The organism is Tardiphaga sp. OK246 (assembly GCF_900188215.1).
GTDB lineage: Bacteria > Pseudomonadota > Alphaproteobacteria > Rhizobiales > Xanthobacteraceae > Tardiphaga > Tardiphaga robiniae.
Genome location: NZ_FZOX01000004.1, coordinates 428,437 through 446,176, shown reverse-complemented (window position 1 = coordinate 446,176; position 17,740 = coordinate 428,437). Strand labels below are relative to the sequence as shown.

General features: G+C 62.9%; 6 protein-coding genes. 1 reads left to right on the top strand and 5 read right to left on the bottom strand.

Annotated features, from left to right (window positions below):
• Positions 1–43: 43 nt before the first annotated feature.
• Genes fba through CHC01_RS20365 form a run of 4 tightly spaced genes read right to left on the bottom strand, consistent with a single transcriptional unit; the run spans position 44 to position 5,127 of the window.
• Positions 44–1,129 (bottom strand): class II fructose-bisphosphate aldolase, encoded by a 1,086-nt coding sequence (gene fba, locus CHC01_RS20380; protein WP_089266050.1) that lies wholly within the window; start codon positions 1,127–1,129, stop codon positions 44–46.
• Positions 1,130–1,163: 34 nt separating this feature from the next.
• Positions 1,164–3,143 (bottom strand): transketolase, encoded by a 1,980-nt coding sequence (gene tkt, locus CHC01_RS20375; RefSeq protein ID WP_244558442.1) that lies wholly within the window; start codon positions 3,141–3,143, stop codon positions 1,164–1,166.
• Positions 3,144–3,196: 53 nt separating this feature from the next.
• Positions 3,197–4,072: a phosphoribulokinase gene (locus tag CHC01_RS20370; protein WP_089266048.1), complete on the bottom strand. Its 876-nt coding sequence runs from the start codon at positions 4,070–4,072 to the stop codon at positions 3,197–3,199.
• A gap of 17 nt (positions 4,073–4,089) precedes the next feature.
• Entirely contained in the window at positions 4,090–5,127 is a 1,038-nt protein-coding gene (locus CHC01_RS20365) for a class 1 fructose-bisphosphatase (RefSeq protein WP_089266047.1), read from the bottom strand.
• A gap of 196 nt (positions 5,128–5,323) precedes the next feature.
• On the opposite strand from CHC01_RS20365, the gene CHC01_RS33400 reads away from it, so the two are divergent.
• Positions 5,324–5,437, top strand: coding sequence for a LysR family transcriptional regulator (locus CHC01_RS33400; protein WP_349636626.1), 114 nt, complete (start codon positions 5,324–5,326; stop codon positions 5,435–5,437).
• A 133-nt stretch (positions 5,438–5,570) separates the two neighbouring features.
• On the opposite strand, the gene CHC01_RS20355 is transcribed toward CHC01_RS33400, so the two are convergent.
• Positions 5,571–17,732: a filamentous hemagglutinin family protein gene (locus CHC01_RS20355; protein WP_141137135.1), complete on the bottom strand. Its 12,162-nt coding sequence runs from the start codon at positions 17,730–17,732 to the stop codon at positions 5,571–5,573.
• Positions 17,733–17,740: the final 8 nt, after the last annotated feature.

Below are 17,740 nucleotides of genomic sequence, written 5' to 3'. Positions count from 1 at the left end.
CTCCTCGTTTGGATCCGGCGTCACCGGATGGAATAAGGTCTGTTCACTCGGCAGCTTGCGCGATGTTGCCGATCTTCGGGTCGAGCGCGCCACTGCGATAACGCTTCGCCATTTCGGCCAGCGGAATCACCTTGATCTTCGCGGCGTGGCCCGCGGTGCCGAATTGTTCGAAGCGTTCGCGACAGAGGTCGCGCATCGCGTCCATCGCCGGTTTCAGAAATTTTCGCGGATCGAATTCGCTTCTGGTTTGCGCGGCAACCTTCCGGAAGGCGGAGGTCATTGCGAGGCGGCAGTCGGTGTCGATATTGACCTTGCGGACGCCGTGCTTGATGCCGCGCACGATTTCCTCGACCGGTACGCCCCAGGTCTGCGGCATCTCGCCGCCGAATTGATTGAAGATGTCCTGCAGCGGCTGCGGCACCGATGACGAGCCGTGCATCACCAGATGCGTATTCGGCAGCCGGCGGTGAATTTCTTCGACGACCGTCATGGCGAGAATATCGCCGTCCGGCTTGCGCGAGAACTTATAGGCGCCGTGCGAAGTCCCCATCGCGATCGCCAGCGCGTCAACCTTGGTGGCACGGACGAAATCGACCGCTTGATCCGGATCGGTGAGCAACTGGTCGTGGCTGACCTTGCCCTCGACACCGTGGCCGTCCTCCTGCTCGCCGCCGCCATGCTCCAATGAACCGAGTACGCCGAGTTCGCCTTCGACAGAGGCGCCGATCCAGTGCGCGATATCGACCACGCGACGCGTGATGTCGACATTGTAATCGTAGTCAGCAGCAGTCTTGGCGTCGGCCTTCAGCGAGCCGTCCATCATGACCGAGGTAAAGCCGTGCTGTAGCGCGGTGGCGCAGGTGGACTCTTCGTTGCCGTGGTCCTGATGCAGGCACAGCGGAATCTGCGGATGCATCTCTTCCAGCGCATCGATCATCCTCGCCAGCATGAAGTCGTTGGCGTAGGAGCGCGCGCCGCGCGAGGCCTGGATGATGACCGGCGCATCGACCTCGGCGGCGGCCTCCATGATCGCCAGACCCTGCTCCATGTTGTTGATGTTGAAGGCCGGCACGCCGTAGCCATGTTCGGCGGCGTGATCGAGCAGCTGCCTCAGTGTAATGCGTGCCATAGGTCCTCCATTTCGTTGTCTTGTCCCGAACAACTCATTCGGCGGCAGCGATGCGCGAGCGGGCAATGCAGCGCATCGCCGCCGTTGCGACCGCCGCGGCGGTGATACCGAATTCGCGATACAGATCGTCCGCAGGCGCCGAGGCCCCGAATCCGATCATGCCAACGAACTCACCGCCATCGCCGAGCCAGCGCGCCCAATCGCCCTCGATCGCCGCCTCGACACCGACGCGCGGAGCGCTGCCGAGAATTGCGGCCCGATAGTCGCCGGGCTGTTGCCGGAACAAATCGAAACACGGCGCCGATACCACCGCGGCGCGAATGCCGTCATCGGCAAGCAGCTTTGCCGCAACAATCGCGATCGACACTTCGGAGCCGGTCGCGATCAGGGTGACGTCGCGGCCACCTTCCGGCTCGATGACGACATAGGCACCGCGCGCGACCCGATTGGTGGAAACGATGCCATCGCGGAACACAGGCAGCGCCTGGCGCGACAGGCAGAGCACCGACGGCGCATGGGGCGTCCGCAATGCGCAATCCCAGGCCTCGGCGGTTTCGACGGCGTCACCGGGGCGGAACACCAGCAAATTTGGAATCGCACGCAGGGAAGCCAGGTGCTCGACCGGCTGATGGGTCGGGCCGTCCTCGCCAAGCCCGATCGAGTCATGCGTCATCACGTGAATGACGCGGATGCCCATCAACGCGGCCAGCCGGATAGCAGGGCGGCTGTAATCGGCAAAGCACAGGAAGGTGCCGCCATAGGGAATTAGGCCGCCATGCAAAGCGACGCCGTTCATCGCCGCAGCCATGGCATGCTCGCGCACGCCATAATGGACATAGCTGCCGTCGAAGGCATCGTGCTGGATCGGCGCCTGCATCCTGGCGCGCGTGAGGTTCGAATGGGTGAGGTCAGCCGATCCGCCGAGCAGATTCGGCAGGACATCGGCAATGACATCGATGACGAGTTGCGAGGCCTGCCGGGTGGCGATCTTCGGCCGCTCCTGCAAGAAGTGGGCGCGAATCTTGGCCAGCGCATTGTCGTATCCGCCGGAAAGCTGGCCCTTCAGCGCGGCCTGGAAGTAGTCCCGCACAGCGCCGTCCAGACGCGCAACGCGCCCCGCCCATTCCGCATGCGCCGTCTGTCCGCGCGCGCCGACCGCGCGCCATTGTCCCGCCACCGCATCGGGAACGTGGAACGGGGCGTGTGGCCAGTGCAGCGCGTCGCGCGTCTTCGCGATCTCGTCCGCGCCCAGCGGCGCGCCATGCGCCTTCTCACTGCCCTGCCGATTTGGCGCGCCGAAGCCGATCACCGTGCGGCACGCGATCAGCGACGGGCGGTCGTTGTCGCGCGCCTGTGCAATGGCCGCGGCCACGGCCTCGGGATCATGGCCGTTGACGCGGTTGGCCGACCATCCCGATGCGATGAATCGCGCAAGCTGATCGTCCGAACACGACAGCGAGGTCGCGCCGTCGATCGAGATCTGGTTGTCGTCGAACAGCACGATCAGACGATTGAGCCGCAGATGTCCCGCCAGCGAGATCGCCTCGTGGCTGAGGCCCTCCATCAAGCAGCCGTCACCGGCGATCACGTAAGTGTAGTGATCGACGAGACCGTCGCCGAAACGCGCATTCATCAGGCGTTCGGCCAAGGCCATGCCGACCGCCGTGGCGATACCCTGGCCGAGCGGGCCGGTGGTCGTCTCGACGCCCGCGGTGTGGCCGTATTCGGGATGGCCCGGTGTCTTCGAGCCCCATTGCCGGAACGACTGCAACTGATCGAGCGTCACCTCCGCCGATCCGGTCAGATGCAGCAGCGCGTAGAGCAGCATCGAGCCGTGGCCGGCGGACAAGATGAAGCGGTCGCGGTCTGGCCAGGACGGATCGGCGGCATCGAATTTGAGGAAGCGCGAGAACAGCACCGACGCCGCATCGGCCATACCCATCGGCATGCCTGGATGGCCCGACTTCGCCTTTTCCACCGCGTCGATCGCGAGAAAGCGAATCGCATTCGCCATATCCGCGTGCGGAACGGTCGCTTGATCCATCTGGGGAGCGGGACTCTGAATATTCATGCCGTGCGCCTTTTGCGTTCCATCAATTGCAGGATCAGCGGGGTGAGGATGAGCTGCATCGCCAGATCCAGCTTCGAGCCGTGGATTACGATCGAGTTGGCGCGCGACATGAAGCTGTTCGGGATCATCGACAGCAGATAGGGAAAATCGATGCCGCGCGGATTCTTCAACCGGATCACCACCATCGATTCATCCGGCGTCGGGATCCACCGCGCGATGAAAGGGTTCGAGGTGTCGACCGTCGGCACACGCTGGAAGTTGATGTCAGTCTCGGCGAATTGCGGGCAGATGTAGTTCACATAGTCCGGCATCCGCCGCAGGATGGTGTCGGTGACGGCTTCCTGTGTGTAACCACGATCCTTGCGGTCGCGATGCAGCTTCTGGATCCACTCCAGATTGATGACGGGAACGACGCCGACCTTAAGGTCAGCATGCTGGGCGATATTGACCTTGTCGGTCACCACAGCACCATGCAGGCCTTCGTAAAATAGCAGGTCGGACTTGTCCGGCAGCGGGCCCCATTCGGTAAAGGTCCCCGGTGCCGCCCCGTATAATTTGGCTTCGTCCTCGTCGTGCACGTAATGACGAGCGGTGCCGGTGCCGGATTCGCCGTAGTCGCGGAAGACTTTCTCCAGCTCCTCGAACAGGTTGGTTTCCGGGCTGAAGTGGCTGAAGTGCTTGTTGCCCTTCTCGCCTTCCTCCAGCATCTTCGTGCGCATCTCGACGCGGTTGTAGCGATGAAACGCATCGCCCTCGATATAGGCGGCGGCGACTTTCTCGCGACGGAAAATGTTCTCGAACGTCTTTTTCACCGACGTGGTGCCGGCGCCCGATGAACCCGTGATCGATATGATGGGATAGCTGCGCGACATTTTGCTCTGCCCCCGGCTCAGCGAAACAGGCCGCGCCGCGCAAACAGCGGCGCGTCGCTATTGTCGAACATCGGCTCGATTCCTTCGTGAATGGCGGCAACGTCGCGAACGCCGCGCATCGAGCCCATGATCAGCGGCACGCGCTGGTGCGGCGTTCGCGCCGAGACTTCGAGGATGCGGCGACGGCCGGTGGTTGCGGAGCCTCCGGCCCATTCCATGACCAACGCCATCGGGTGTGCTTCGTATAAAAGGCGGAGGCGCCCTTCGCGGTATCCAGGGCGCGCGTCGGCCGGATAAAGGAACACGCCGCCACGGACAAGAATGCGAAGTGACTCGGCGACCAGCGAGCCGATCCAGCGCATGTTGAAATCAACACCGCCGTTGCCGCCAATGCCGGCCAGGCATTCGTCGATATAGGTCCGTACCGGACCGTGCCAGTGCCGCCGGTTCGACGCGTTGATGGCGAATTCCGGCGTATTGGGCGCAATCCTGACGCCTTGTGCGACAAGCAGGAATTCACGCGCGCGGCGGTCGAGAATGAAGATGTCGACGCGCCCGTTGTGCGCCAGCACCAACGTGGTCTGGGGACCGTAGACCACGAAGCCTGCGGCGCATTGGGCTGTGCCGGGCTCGAAGAAGGTGGAAACCACATCGTTACCGCGCGGACGGATCGAGAAGATGGTGCCGACCGAGATGTTGTTCTCAAGATTGGCGGAGCCATCCAGCGGATCGATCGCGACACAGAGCGGCGCGCCGACATCGAGGATTTCGGGCAATTCCGCCTCTTCCGACAGAATCGCGGCGACAGGGGTCACGAGCAGCGCGCGGCGCATCATCCTGTCCGCGACAAGATCGATGTCCTTCTGCGCGTCGCCGTCGGAATTCACGCCGCTGAGACGACCGGTAATGCCGGCCAGCGGGCCGTCGGCAATGAGGTCGGCAAGGTCGATGGACGCGGCGGCGATTCCCTCGATCACGGCGGCGATCGCAAGCCGGTTCGGCGTCTTCGCCCCCGCACGATCGAGATGCGAACGCAATGTCACGCGTTCATCCATGGCCGTTCCCTCGTCGCTGCCCTCTGCGGGGCCATTTCAAAGCGTCGTGCCGTTCGGCCGTCCGCACGCCAACAACATCCCAGTTTGCAGAATTAGTAAAATATTCTTATCTTTGGCCGCGGCAAAGTTTTCCTTATAGAGGTGGCGACGATGGTGGGCCGGTTTCTGCGGGAATTGACCCTTCGCCAGTTGCGCGCTGACCGCCGTTCACCGCGATCGCTCGGTCACGGCTGCGGCCAAAAAACTGCATCTGAGACAGTCCGCGGTCACGCTGCAGATTCGCAATCTGCAGACACTGGCGGGCCACTGATTCAGGCAGCAGCAACGGCATGCTCCTGACCGACGCCGGGCGCGAGTGCTGGTCGCTGCGATAATTGATCTCGGTGCTCAGCGGCTGGTCGTAGATAATGATCGAGGCAACGCGGGCGATATCAAAATGCCTATCACCGGGCCGCGCGCTGCCGGCGCTCGGCGATGATCTGCCGCGCTTCGTCGGCTGACATGGCGCCAGCGCCCAACACCTGATAGGCACCGTTCGAATTCGAACTTCGTTGCTCCGTTGCTCCGCCTTGCCGCTGGTCATCCTGCTTGGCGGGGTCGCTTCCATCGCCGCCGCCATAGCCGAGAACTTCGACAATGATGATCGAAGGACGATCGGCTCCTATGCTATTGGTCGGCGCCTCCGTGCGGGTGGACGAGCCGGCGGTGTTGCCCGCCGCAGCAAGCGCGCTGATATTCGGTGGCTGGACGACCGGCACGCCGGTGGTCTGGCCTTGCACCTGGATGTTGAACGCATTGAGAATCTGCAAGGCGGCGATATTCAGATTTCCGGATGAGCGGATGCCCGCATCGCCCGCGTCCACGATGCCGGTTGGCGCGATCAGATCGATATTGCCGGCCGGCACGTCCTGCAGAGTTTGCAGGACACCGATGCCACCGCCGGTGGCAAGGCCCGCGAGATCGAGGATCGAGGATCCGGTCTCGGGATCAATCTGATAACGCGCAGGAGGCGCGGATTGCAGCGTCTTCGAGGCACTTCCGGCGGCGATATTGCCGGTGGTCGACCAGATGATCTCGTTGCCACCCTTGAAGGTGAAGATGCGCGAGGTGCCCACGGTCACATTGCCCTTGGCGAAGATCGAGATGTTGCCACCGCCAAGGGTGAGAATACCCTGATCGAGCGGCTGCTTGGAACCGAGGTCGAAGCCCACGACCAGTTGGCCGCCCGGCGCAAACAGGCTGATATCACCCCCGCTCGCCGTCTTGATTTCGCGCGCGGTGAGCAGGATATCGCCCTGCCAACGATCCGAGGGAAACAGCTTGGCGATAGCAGCATAGCCATTTTCGTAGTTCCGGCTGGCAGCGTCGGGGGCGCTGTGATCACGCCCTGCGTCGCGCAGTACGAGATAGAAGATATCGAGCACATCACGCGCCTTCCGGGCGGCAGACGAGGCATTGAACGCCGTCCAGATCTCCTGATTGCTGGCGCCGCGCATACCGAGGCGCGCACCCAGCTCCGGCAGATAGCGGTTAGCCATCGCACCCGCAGTCGCCGGATCGAGGAACGCGGAGACAAAGCCGGCGACGTCGAGACGGCTGCCGGAGAGACCCGCAGTCAATGTCGGGCCGAGGCCCGCAGCTGCGATGATGTTCGCGCCCGCATTGAACGGCAGATAGGGATTACGGCCGTTGCCGATGCTGACAATGCCAAGCCCCATGCCGGCACTGGCGAAGTTCGTCGCAGTGGCGGCGATGCTCGGCGTGCCGCCGAGATCGAGATTGCGCCCCGCCAAGACCTCCAGCGTGCCGACGCCGCCGATGGAAATGTCGCCCGTCATCGGCGCGACAGATCTGTCATCGATCTGCAGGATATCGTTGGCGCGCCGTGTCTTCGAGTTCTCGTTGAACGGGATGATATCGCGGCCGGCGATCACTTGGCTGGCATCATTCGGATTGAGATTCTGAAGATAGAAAGCAATATCCGTGATGTCGTGACCCGCGATTATCCGCGCGCTCTTGGCGGAATAAAGCTGGAAGCCAGAAATGTCCCCGGTCCCCGCATAGATGCGGACAGAATCCGGATCGTTCAGATGCAGCAGGGTCTTGTCGTGCAGTCCCTGCGCGACGGAACGCGGCGTCCCTTGCGTGGCGCCGGTTTCCCTGAACAAGGCAGTGAAAGCCCTGGTTGATATCACCGGACTGACGAGCGGCATATCGTATGGCACGAGCGGCAGCACGGAATTGGTGTAGATCAACTGCATCGGCGAACGAATGCCGGGAATGGCGGCCGGATCGACGTCCGACAGATTGATCGCGCCCGCTGCGTAGGGATTGCCATTGCTTGCCGTCTGCACGCGCTGAAGACCATCGACGGATCCGGCGGCAAACAGGCCGACAGTTCCGACCGGTGACGGTGTAAGCGTAATCGAGCCTGCAATATTGATGTTGTCCGAGAACGAAACGACTTCGAGACTTGGCGGCATCAATTCGAGTTGGCCGCGGTAGTCTCGCGCGATCTGCCCGATGCCTTGCGGCGTGTCGGGCTTCCAGGTCGTGCGGTAGAGCGACGAGCTGGTAGAATAGGACGCCGTCAACTCGGTCAGCTTGAGCCAGGGGCGGTTCGTCTTGGAGACAGTGGTTTTGGTGCTGACCGGTGTGGTCGCCAGCACGTTGCCGAACCAGGCCGCCAGCGTGCCCTGGCCCGGGACGTCGCTCCCCGAATTTTCCTTCAGTGTGATCGCGCCAGTCAGCGATGACACCGCAATACGATCGGCGGCGTCGTAAGTCGAGAAATAGGCCCGCGCCCAGGAGCCGTTCAATATGCCCTGCGGCAGCAGGAACGGATTGACGACCGAGCCTAGCAGCACATCGGCCCGTGCACTCAGAGTGAAGCTTCCCTTGCCGAGGAATAGCGTCGTCGGCAGCCAGTCGAGCGGGTCTTGCGAATAGGTCGCCGTCGATATCGCGGTGCCGGTCGCGCTGCGGGTCGCATTGGTCAGAATGCTGCCGCCGGCCTTGAGCACGCCCTGCCCTTTTTCAACATAGTAGACGCCGGCATTGATGTTGCGCCCGACATCGACCAGCAGATTGCCGCCGCCATATTCGAACAGCGGCTGGTGGGCCGCCAGATCATCCACGGAGCCGTCCGCGCGGATGGTCTGGACCGGCATCCATGCATTGGTGGGGACCACGCCATCGACGTTCTTGACGTCGCGTCCTGCAATCAGTTTCAGATTGCCGCCACCGAGCGTGCCAACGCCTTCGTAGAAATTGCTGTAATCGACCCACCAGGTCGTCGATGCCCTGTCGCCGTAATAGCCGCGGGCGAAAGCACCGTCCTCCACGCTGCTACGACGGTAGAGCCAGTTGATCGGCAATTGCTGTGACGAGTCGTCGGCGCCGTTCGTTGTCAGATGGATGATATCCCGGCCGGCGGCGATGCTGACATTGCCTCCGCCGGTGCTGTATTGCGGCGTGGAAAACGGCGCGGGCATCGTTCCGAACACGCGGGTGGTGGTCGAGCCGATGATGGTGGCCCGCCCGTCGCTGCCGACCACTGGCGTATCGAACACATAGGTCGTTCCGGACGCATCGGGCAGCGGCAGCGTTGCTGCAGCACCGCCGCCGCCGGTGAGCCCGAGCGTGCCGCCTGCTGACAGCGTAACCGAACTGCCGGCCGGCAGCGCAAACGGCGTGTTTGCGGCGAGCGGAACGGTCGCAACAAACTTGGCCGGAGCCGGCGCCGATGCGGCGCCGGGTGTATAAACGATTGTGCCGCCGCCGGCATCGAGTACACGCAAGGAGCTGCCGGCGGGCAGGTAGCTGAAGTTGAACGCATTGGCCGTTGTCGCGGCTGTCGCAGTCGTCAGGGTAAAGGCCCCTGCGGGAAGGACGAGCGCGCCACCGCCTGACGTGCTCAGCGCGCCGCCATTGGTCAGAACAATGCGGATCGAACTTCCGACAAGTGACGTCAGCGTGTCGCCTGCATTAAAGGCCGTCGCGACACCGTCGACATAGACCACGCCTGCACTGGTGGGAATCATGTCTGCGCCAGACGTAACATAAACTGCACCACTGGGAGCGATTCCGCCTATCGTGCCGCCTCCGTTCGGGAAGGTGAACGCAGCTCCCATCACTGTCGTGGTGATCTGGCTCTGCGTCACGATCGGCTGAACGTTGTTCGAGGTCCCGACACCCACACCATTGGCAAAGCTGTAGACCGTGCCGAACGGCAGTTGCAGCCCGCTTACGGGATTGATGATCGTGACAACGCCATCGACCGTGCTGGTGATACCGCCCGTTGTGCCGTTCGGAAAGAACACCGGCAGACTTGCGGCAATATTGACGGTGCCTCCCGGATTAAGCGTCGTGCTGGTCACACTGCCCGGCACGGTCTTCGTGCCCGCCGTGTAGATGGTGGAGAACTGGCTCAACAGCTGTACGTCGCGCCCCGCAGCGATATCGATGTCGCCCGTCCCGGTCCGGATCAACTGATCGAAACCGGCCTTGATCGTGGCGGTATTCGCCGGAGCCGTGGCGCTGCACGGCGACGGGCAGACGCCTTTATTAACGACGCCAACCTGGACCGAACCGGCGGTGTCGGCGAGCCGCACGAGCGGCACGACCTGACGGAATTCCGCGCCGCTCAGATCGGCTCCTGCGACGAGGCGATAGGACCATGATTGGGATCCGGCAGGCAGCAGAAGATTGCTGCCTGGCATGAAGCCATCGCTCAGCGAGCCCTTGAAGATGAGATTGCCAGCGGCGCGCAGCGTCAGCACGCCGGGCTCACCCGAACCCGCGACACCGGCAATCACGCCCGGGCCATAGCGCAGACCGGACAGATCCCAGACGGTGGCCGGCGACGTGGCGTTCGCCAGATTTGGCAATGTGAGATCGCCGCGGCTGACAAGCTCTTCGCCTGGACGAACATGAAACGCGGCGCCAAGGCCCGCATTCGGTGTACCGGCCAACAGGCGGCTGGTCATCGCCGGCGAACGATTAGCGAATGCCTGGGCGTTGGCATTGAGGTTGGCCTGCGCTGCAGCGGTGATCGTCGCGCCGCTGGTGAGGTCGAACACCTGGAAGCCCTCGACCACGACGCTTGAGGCGTTGCGGATACTTCCGGCGAGTTTCTTGATCGCGACATCGGTGCCGCCGGCCACATTGTTGACCAGCGTCGGGATCGGATTGCCCGATGCATCGGTGCCGGTGATCTGCGGCGCGCGCAAATGAAGCGTTCCGCCTACCCCGCCTGCGACCGAAAGATCGATGATCGATCCGGCCTGCAGATCGAGCCAGCCGACGCCTGACGTCATGACGGTGCCGATCTGTTTGGCCTGCCCGGTCTCGATATTGACGGTACCACCCTTGCCCGCGGCATCGAGCTGCTGCGCCGCGACGGTCAGCAGTGCCCCACTGGCCAGCGTGACGCCGTTATAGCCATAGAGACCAATCCGGCCACCGGTGACGCCCGCGGCATCGATCGTGCCGGTCACGGTGATGCCGCCGGAATCTGCAGCCAGCGCAAAATTTGTCGTCTTCGCATAGCCATCGATGACGACATTGCCGTTGCGCACGCGGATCGAGCGCGCCGCGTCGAAGCCGCCGGCATTCAGCGTTGCATTGAGCGCTGCCAGCGTCGGTTGGCTGCCAACATCGATGACAGCAGCACCGCCTTTTCCGCTTGCTCCGGCCTGCCCGGCAAGCGTGCCGGCTGCGGTGAACACGCCCTTGATTGCGGATACTTTGAGGCTGCCCGCGTCGCCCGCGACATCCGGTGCCGCAACCGAAACGATACTGCCCGTGACCAGATTGACCGAGCCATTGTCAGACGTGAGGACGATCTGGCCACCACCGGTGTATTTGACCTGATCGTAGAATGTCTTCGCGACACCGCTGACGTCGAGCGTCCCCCGGACAGTGACATCCGAACCGGCCGTGACGCCGGTCGCCTGCAATGTGAGCTGACCGCTATGCAGCGCGACGCTGCCATTCATGTCGACACGAGAACCTGCCAATGCGAGTTCGGCGCCGATGCCGCCGACGACCGACGGCGTCCCTCCCCCGGCATTCACGATCAGCGCACCACCGGCCTTGAGGCTCTGCTTGGCGCCCGTGCTGCCTGTGATCACAGCAGCGGTGCTGGTGAGATTGCCGGCCGTCGACAACCCGCCCGTGCCAGTCATCAACACGCCGCCCGATGCGATCAGATTGAGATCTGTATAACCGACGACATTGAACGCATTGCTGCCGACCTGGATGGTCTCGGCATTGAACGCGAGCGCCCCGCTCGGCGTGTCGTTGACGCCAGCGACCGCCGCGACCGGTGCGGCATTCGGACTGTTATCAAGTACGACCCGACTAGCATTGAACGTGACCGTGCCGCCATTGGCGTTGAAACCGCGAATGCCGGCGGCGTGCATGGTGAGGCTTTCGACGACGGGCCGTCCGGATGCATCGAGACCACCAATCGCACCGCTGCCGTAGAGGTCGATCGAGGAATAGCTCTGCAGCGTCAGTCCACCAATCATGGCCTGCAGGTTGCCCAACACGGCTGTCGGCAGCACCAGACCCGTGGTCGGCTGCAGCACACCGCCATTCTCCAGGAGGATGCTAATCTGGCCGCTGCCGAGGGTCACCGCTCGTCCCGACAGACGCGCGGCCGGGTTAAACGCGGTGAACCCTGTCGAATCGAGCATGACACTCTGGCCGGAGATTGTCGCACCTGCGCCCACTGACAGATTTCCCGACGTGCCGGGGCTGACGCCCGCGCGCACGATCCCCGCCGCAACATCGCTGCTGACGCGTAACAGCGCGCCGTTGCCGCTGCCGGCGTTTGCTGCATCGCCGATCAACAGCGTCTGCGCAGACGCTGACAGCGACCCGCGCTGTTCGACGACGGCGCCATCGCTCAGAGTCAGACTGTCGTTTGAAACCAGAATGATTTCGGATCCGTAGAGCGACGTGGCCGCATCATTGGCGATCGTGATGTTGCCGGTCATGACAGCAACTTTCGATCCCCCCGACGTGTTACTGCGGATGCCGCCGATCAGCAGACTCTCCGCACCGAAGGCGCTCAACCCCGTTGCATCGAGATAGAGCGTGCCGGAGGCATTCCCTGTCCCCGTGCCATTGACTTCGATGTTGCTGGTGCTGCCGATATCCACCAGCCCGCCGCGACCGCCGGTCGGCGCCCCCATCAGCGCCCGCCCCTTGATTTCCATCATGCGCGTTGCAACGAGGACCAACTGACCGGCATCGATCGGCAAATACGGCACGCTCGTATCGTGGTCGACTGCGCCCTTGCGCAAGGTATTGCTCGCCAGATACTCGTCATATTGCGCGCGTGCGCGCACGACCGAGCCCGAAGCAATTTCAAACAAACTCGGCAGCGAATCCCGCGCCTGCGTGAAGGCATCGCCGCGATATCCGGACACGAGGGTCGATCCGTCGGGCTTGGCGACGCTGACACCCTTGGCTGCGCCCATGGGCGTGACGAGGAACGCGCCCGGCAAGAGCGCATAGCGAGCCGGCAACAAAGTGTAGTAGCCCGCGGCCAGACCGTTGCTGGCATCGAGCCAGACACGATCGCCCGCCGCCAGCGCCGAGTTGCTCCAGCCTGCGATGAATGGCCGAGAACTATCGACCGCAGGTCCTGCCATCGCGACCAGAGGCGCGAAATCGGCCTGGTATCCGGGCAGGACTACAAAACTCGTCGACGAAGCAAGAATGTCCTTGCTGCCGCCAAGTCCCTTGACCCAGTTATAGGCTGTGAGATCACCGCCGCCGCGCAGATCGAGCGTCGCGCCGGTGCCGATCTGAATGGACTCGCTTGCGAGGTTGATGGTTTTGGCCGGCGCGCTGCCGGTGGTGATATCGTTGCCGTATGGATCGATCCACGACGTGCCGTTGATCTCGGTCCCGTAGGGAACGGTCAGGCTCTGCCCGGTGAGCGGATCGACCAGCGAGACAGACGTGTTGCTGTTCGCGCCCAGCGTTAGGGTGCTCGTGGTGGCGAATGTCTGCTGCATACCGCTGACGCCGGACGGAACTCGACCAACTTGCGGCGTGATGCTGCCAAGATTGATCATACCGAGCGGAGCCCGCAACACGCCGTTCTGATGAATGGTGCTGGCCAGGATGTTGAGCGTACCGCCCGCAGAGAGCGGCAATGCGCGGCTGCGTCCGGCGTTGATGGTCACCATGCCTGGCGTGCTGCCATTGTCGAATGCCGCGATGGTGAAGATGGTCGCCGTGGTTGGATAGATCTGCCCTGCCGTCAGGGTGATGTCGCCCTGTGCAACGAAGGTGCCATAGCCGCGGATATCGCCACCGGCGGCATTCAGATCGGCCCGGCCGATCGTTTGCAGCGCCAGCGAGCCGACATCGATCAATGCCGCGGACACGTTCAGCGAGCCGGCGCCATAGGTCGGATCGACCACAGTCCGCTCGACCGATCCGAACAGCGAGGTGACAAAGGTTGTCGCCGCCGGCAGGTAGGGTTTGTTGGTGTTCGGATCGACGGGTTGCGGCGCGAATGGCGCACCGATCGTGACATGAGGAGCCTGAAGACTGACCGTATTATCGGCACTCAGGAGCCCGCCCGTCGCCACCGCAATGCCGCGCCGCGCCGCTACCGCGACCGGCCCGGCGAAATGAACATTGCCGCCCAGGGTCAGCAGATCGAAACCACTGTCTGCAAACGTATCGACGGCGAATTGCGCCTCGCCGGACCACACCGTCGAAAGATGCGGTGACACGGCGGATACGTGCTGCGTGACGGTCAGGTTCGGCGCAATCGTGAGACCGTAGTCATTCACCGACACGGTCAGGCTGCCGCCGAGCCCCGACGCGGCGCCCGCTCCCCCGCGAAGCGTCGCAGCAATCGACAGTGCACTCTTTCCCGTGAAGGTGATCGAGCCGCCATTGCTCACCACATCGATCGGCTCGACGGATCGCTCCAATGATGCGCCGGGGGCGGCCATATCGATCACGGCGCTCGTGCCGGACACATCGAGCAGTGCACCGGGCTGCGCCACGATATTGCCCGACACCTTGATGCTGCCGCCATTCAGAACCTTGGCCGACGGAGGGCCAGACAGACGGAGTGTCTGCACCGTCGTTCCGGCCGCCGATAGCAGGCTGGTGGACCCAAGAACGACATTTGGCGCGAAGTCTGTCAGTTCAAGCGGAATGTAATTTCCCGCAACGGAGATCGTGCCTCCGGGCGCAATGATCGAGCCGAGAATATTGGCTGTGGCGAAACCTGACCCACTGTTGATATTGACAAGACCAGCGCCCACCTGGGTGGGATCGATGCGGATCACTGCACCCTCGGCTATCACGAGGTCGGCGCGCGTTGAGCTGGGTTTGAAACCTCCGGCGCTCAGCGATAGTGCGACCGTCGATCGTTGCTCGGCGGGAAGCAGCACCGGCGCCAATGCAGGGCCATCCGCCGTTTGCAAGAGACCATAGCTCTGCACCACCGGTGCAATCAGCGTACCGGGGGCAACCTGCAGCCCGCGCGCACCGGTCAGCGCGAAATCCGCAAAGCCGCCTCGGTTGAAGAAGTCGGCTCCCAGCAGCAGCGTTGCAGAATCCGCTGTCGCCCCGCCGATCTGAACCCGCGGCGCGGCAATGTTGAGTGAACCACCCTTGCCGGCCGCATACCCTCTGACTTCGGCACCGAAGTTGAAGTCGCCGGCAACGTCGGAGGCGATGCGCCAATCGACCCCACCGCTCAGCGCAATCGTACCGCCGCGCCCGCTGGTCGATTTTCCGGTAGCACCGAGACCAATGCCGGCTGACACATCGATGACACTGCCGGCCTTGAGGTCGAGATGAAACGCGCTCAGCGAGATTGAGCCGCCGTCCAGCGCGAGCGGCCCACGATCTGCCGCGAAGGCGCGGCCATCGACGATCAGACCTGCTGCATTCAGGATCACATTCGCGCCGAGAGCAACTTTGCCTCGCCCGGCAACGTCCGCGATCGTGGCAGAACAGTTGTCACTGCAAACCAGGTTGGGATCCAGATTGATCGCCTTGAAGCTGAGAGTGCCTCCCCGGAACACGATGTCAGCGCCGATATCGAGGTTTCGTCCAGCCAGGCTCAGCGAGCCCCGCACGCCACCAGTCAGCGCGCCCGCGACACGGATATCGCCATTGCCGCTGGTGATCGATACCTTGCCGAACCCGGTCTCGTCAACGAGGTTTGACGACAGATAGATCGGCTTTTCCGGATCAAGCGAAAGGGCCGCCGGATCGAAAGCCGCAGCAGCCTGCTGGTTGGCGCCCGACTGGAAGATCACATTCTGCGTAACCGTAGGCGTGACAAGCGTCGGAAGCGTCGGGCCGGATTCCTGGAGGGTCAGTGTGAACGAGCTCGCAGCAGGCGCGATCGAGCGCTGCCGCTCTCCGCTCACAACACTACCCTGCAGGGTGCCGGCAACCGCCACAGCGGGCGCCTGAAAACTTATCGCGCCACCATCGCCACCCTGAAGATAGCCTGGCTCGTAGTGTCCATTCTGCAAGAAACCCGTATAGGTCTCGCTAAACCCCCAGCGGGCATGGTTGACCGTAAAGCCGCCCAGGATGCCAACATAGACACGATCCGGCGTCGCCTGGCTGATGTCGTAGATACGCCCATCTGCTCCGACCAGCCGCGTGGTTTTGACAACGCCTCCCTGATATTCGATCCAGCCGTTCGAAACATTGATGCTCGCGCCTGGCTGCATCACGATGGATCCGCCGGCATTGAGATTGACCTTGCCGCCGCCGATGGTGAGTTCACCGACCGAACGTTTGATCAAGCCCACATAGCCGGACACGTTCGCCAGCGGCGTACCTATCCAAATCGAACCATCGGGATTGACGCCGGTCCGGCGGATATCGACCGTGATGGTCTTGCCGCGCAAAAAACTGGCGCGCTGGAGCGGCGCGTCCGCAAGCTGGGCGCCCAGCAGCTGCGCTTCGATGATGTTGCTGGACATCGGAGCCTGCATCACCGAGCCGAACACATCGATCGACGCTCCGGCGTCGAGATAGATCTGGCCGCCGCGATAGAGGAAGACCCCGTCAAGATAGTTGCCGACGGTGACTGTCACGTCGCCGCTTGGCGCCAGGATGTGGGCGTCCTTCCCGAAATAGGCTGCCTGGCCCGTGATATTGATCTGCGATCGCAGTGACAGGCTGGTGCCGACAGCGCGCTCCGTGCTGTCATATTCGGGCATGATCTGCGCCAGACTTCCGGCGCCAAGCGTGACCAGACCCGTCGCGCCCGGATACAGCTTTTCTACGTTATCAATCGTCTTCAGCACCGTGGAGTGAAGCGCCTGCAGATCGATCCTGCCATTGAGCGACACCGAGGTCGTGCTCTGAAGCACGCCCAGTTGGTTGATATTGGCGCCGGCCATAGTGATATTCCCACGCTCGGCCACGATCAATCCGGCGTTGGTGGCCGTACCGGTAACGATCCCGCTCACACTGGTCGGCGTTGCCAGAGAAGGTGAATCGACGCCAACGACGGGCGCCAGAATTGAGCCGACGTAAACATCAAGGCCGCGCAAGGCAGGATCGTCGGAGGCATGCGGCAGCAGAGCGACCTGCTGGCCGGCAGCGAGGATGGCCTGGCCGTTGGGTGTCTGAATGATACCTTTGTTGATCACCTCCGGCCCGATGAGCACAACGCGGCCACCATTGTTGCCGGCGCTGCTGACCGCCGATATTACTGCGCCAGCCTCGACCACGACCTTGCTCGTCTGCGAACTGTAAGTCGCAGCGGGAGCGCTGAAAGCGTCGGTCGGTCCCTTGTTGCCAGCGGTTTCGCTATAGGCCGAGAAGGTGAACTTTGAATCCGGATTGCTATAAAGAACACCCGTGTTCAGCAGAGCATCGTTGATCGGCAATGCCGAAGCAATCAGCGTACCGACATTGACCTGCGAAGTTCCGCCAAAGATGATGCCATTGCGGTTGATGACATAGACCTGTCCATCGGCTTTGAGTGTGCCGAGGATCTGGCTCGGCCTTGCATCCGACCCGAGCACGCGGTTCAACGTCACCCAATCGCGATTGCCGTACTGATTGAAGGTCAGATCGGTCTTCGCGCCAATATTGAATGTGTCCCAGGTCAGGACCGCCTTTGGCTGCGTCTGATCGATCGTGACCTTGGTGCGATCCCCCTGCGGGGACTCGATCGGCAGGTTCGCGCCCTGCCATAGCTCGGAGCCCGCGACGGCGCCCGGCGCGACCTGCAATCCGCCCGACCGCAAACCGTTCGCCACGATGTTCGGCATTGCATTCATTTGCAGGCTCGCCGCATCGCGCGCGGCCTGCTGCGCCGCCTGCATGGCCTGGATCGCCTGTGTTGCCCGCTTCAGCGATTGCTGCGTATCGCGCGCGACCCGCGCGGCTTCCTGTGCGCCCGCTTGTGCGGAAATAACCGCCATGCCCGGCACGGGCCCCGCATTCGATCCCAAGGACTTCGCGTATGCCCTCGGCGTTGCTGACAGCAGGGCAACCGCACTGACACCGGCGAGCAACGCCCCATAGTGGAACAGGCGATAACGGGCGGGGTTCTGGGTCACGCAATGCAGACGATGGGACAAGGCGGATA

Bases quoted from the DNA above. Each gene is read 5' to 3' on its own strand.
- fba (WP_089266050.1), bottom strand. From the start codon at position 1,129: ATGGCACGCATTACACTGAGGCAGCTGCTCGATCACGCCGCCGAACAT.
- tkt (WP_244558442.1), bottom strand. From the start codon at position 3,143: ATGGCGAATGCGATTCGCTTTCTCGCGATCGACGCGGTGGAAAAGGCG.
- CHC01_RS20370 (WP_089266048.1), bottom strand. From the start codon at position 4,072: ATGTCGCGCAGCTATCCCATCATATCGATCACGGGTTCATCGGGCGCC.
- CHC01_RS20365 (WP_089266047.1), bottom strand. From the start codon at position 5,127: ATGGATGAACGCGTGACATTGCGTTCGCATCTCGATCGTGCGGGGGCG.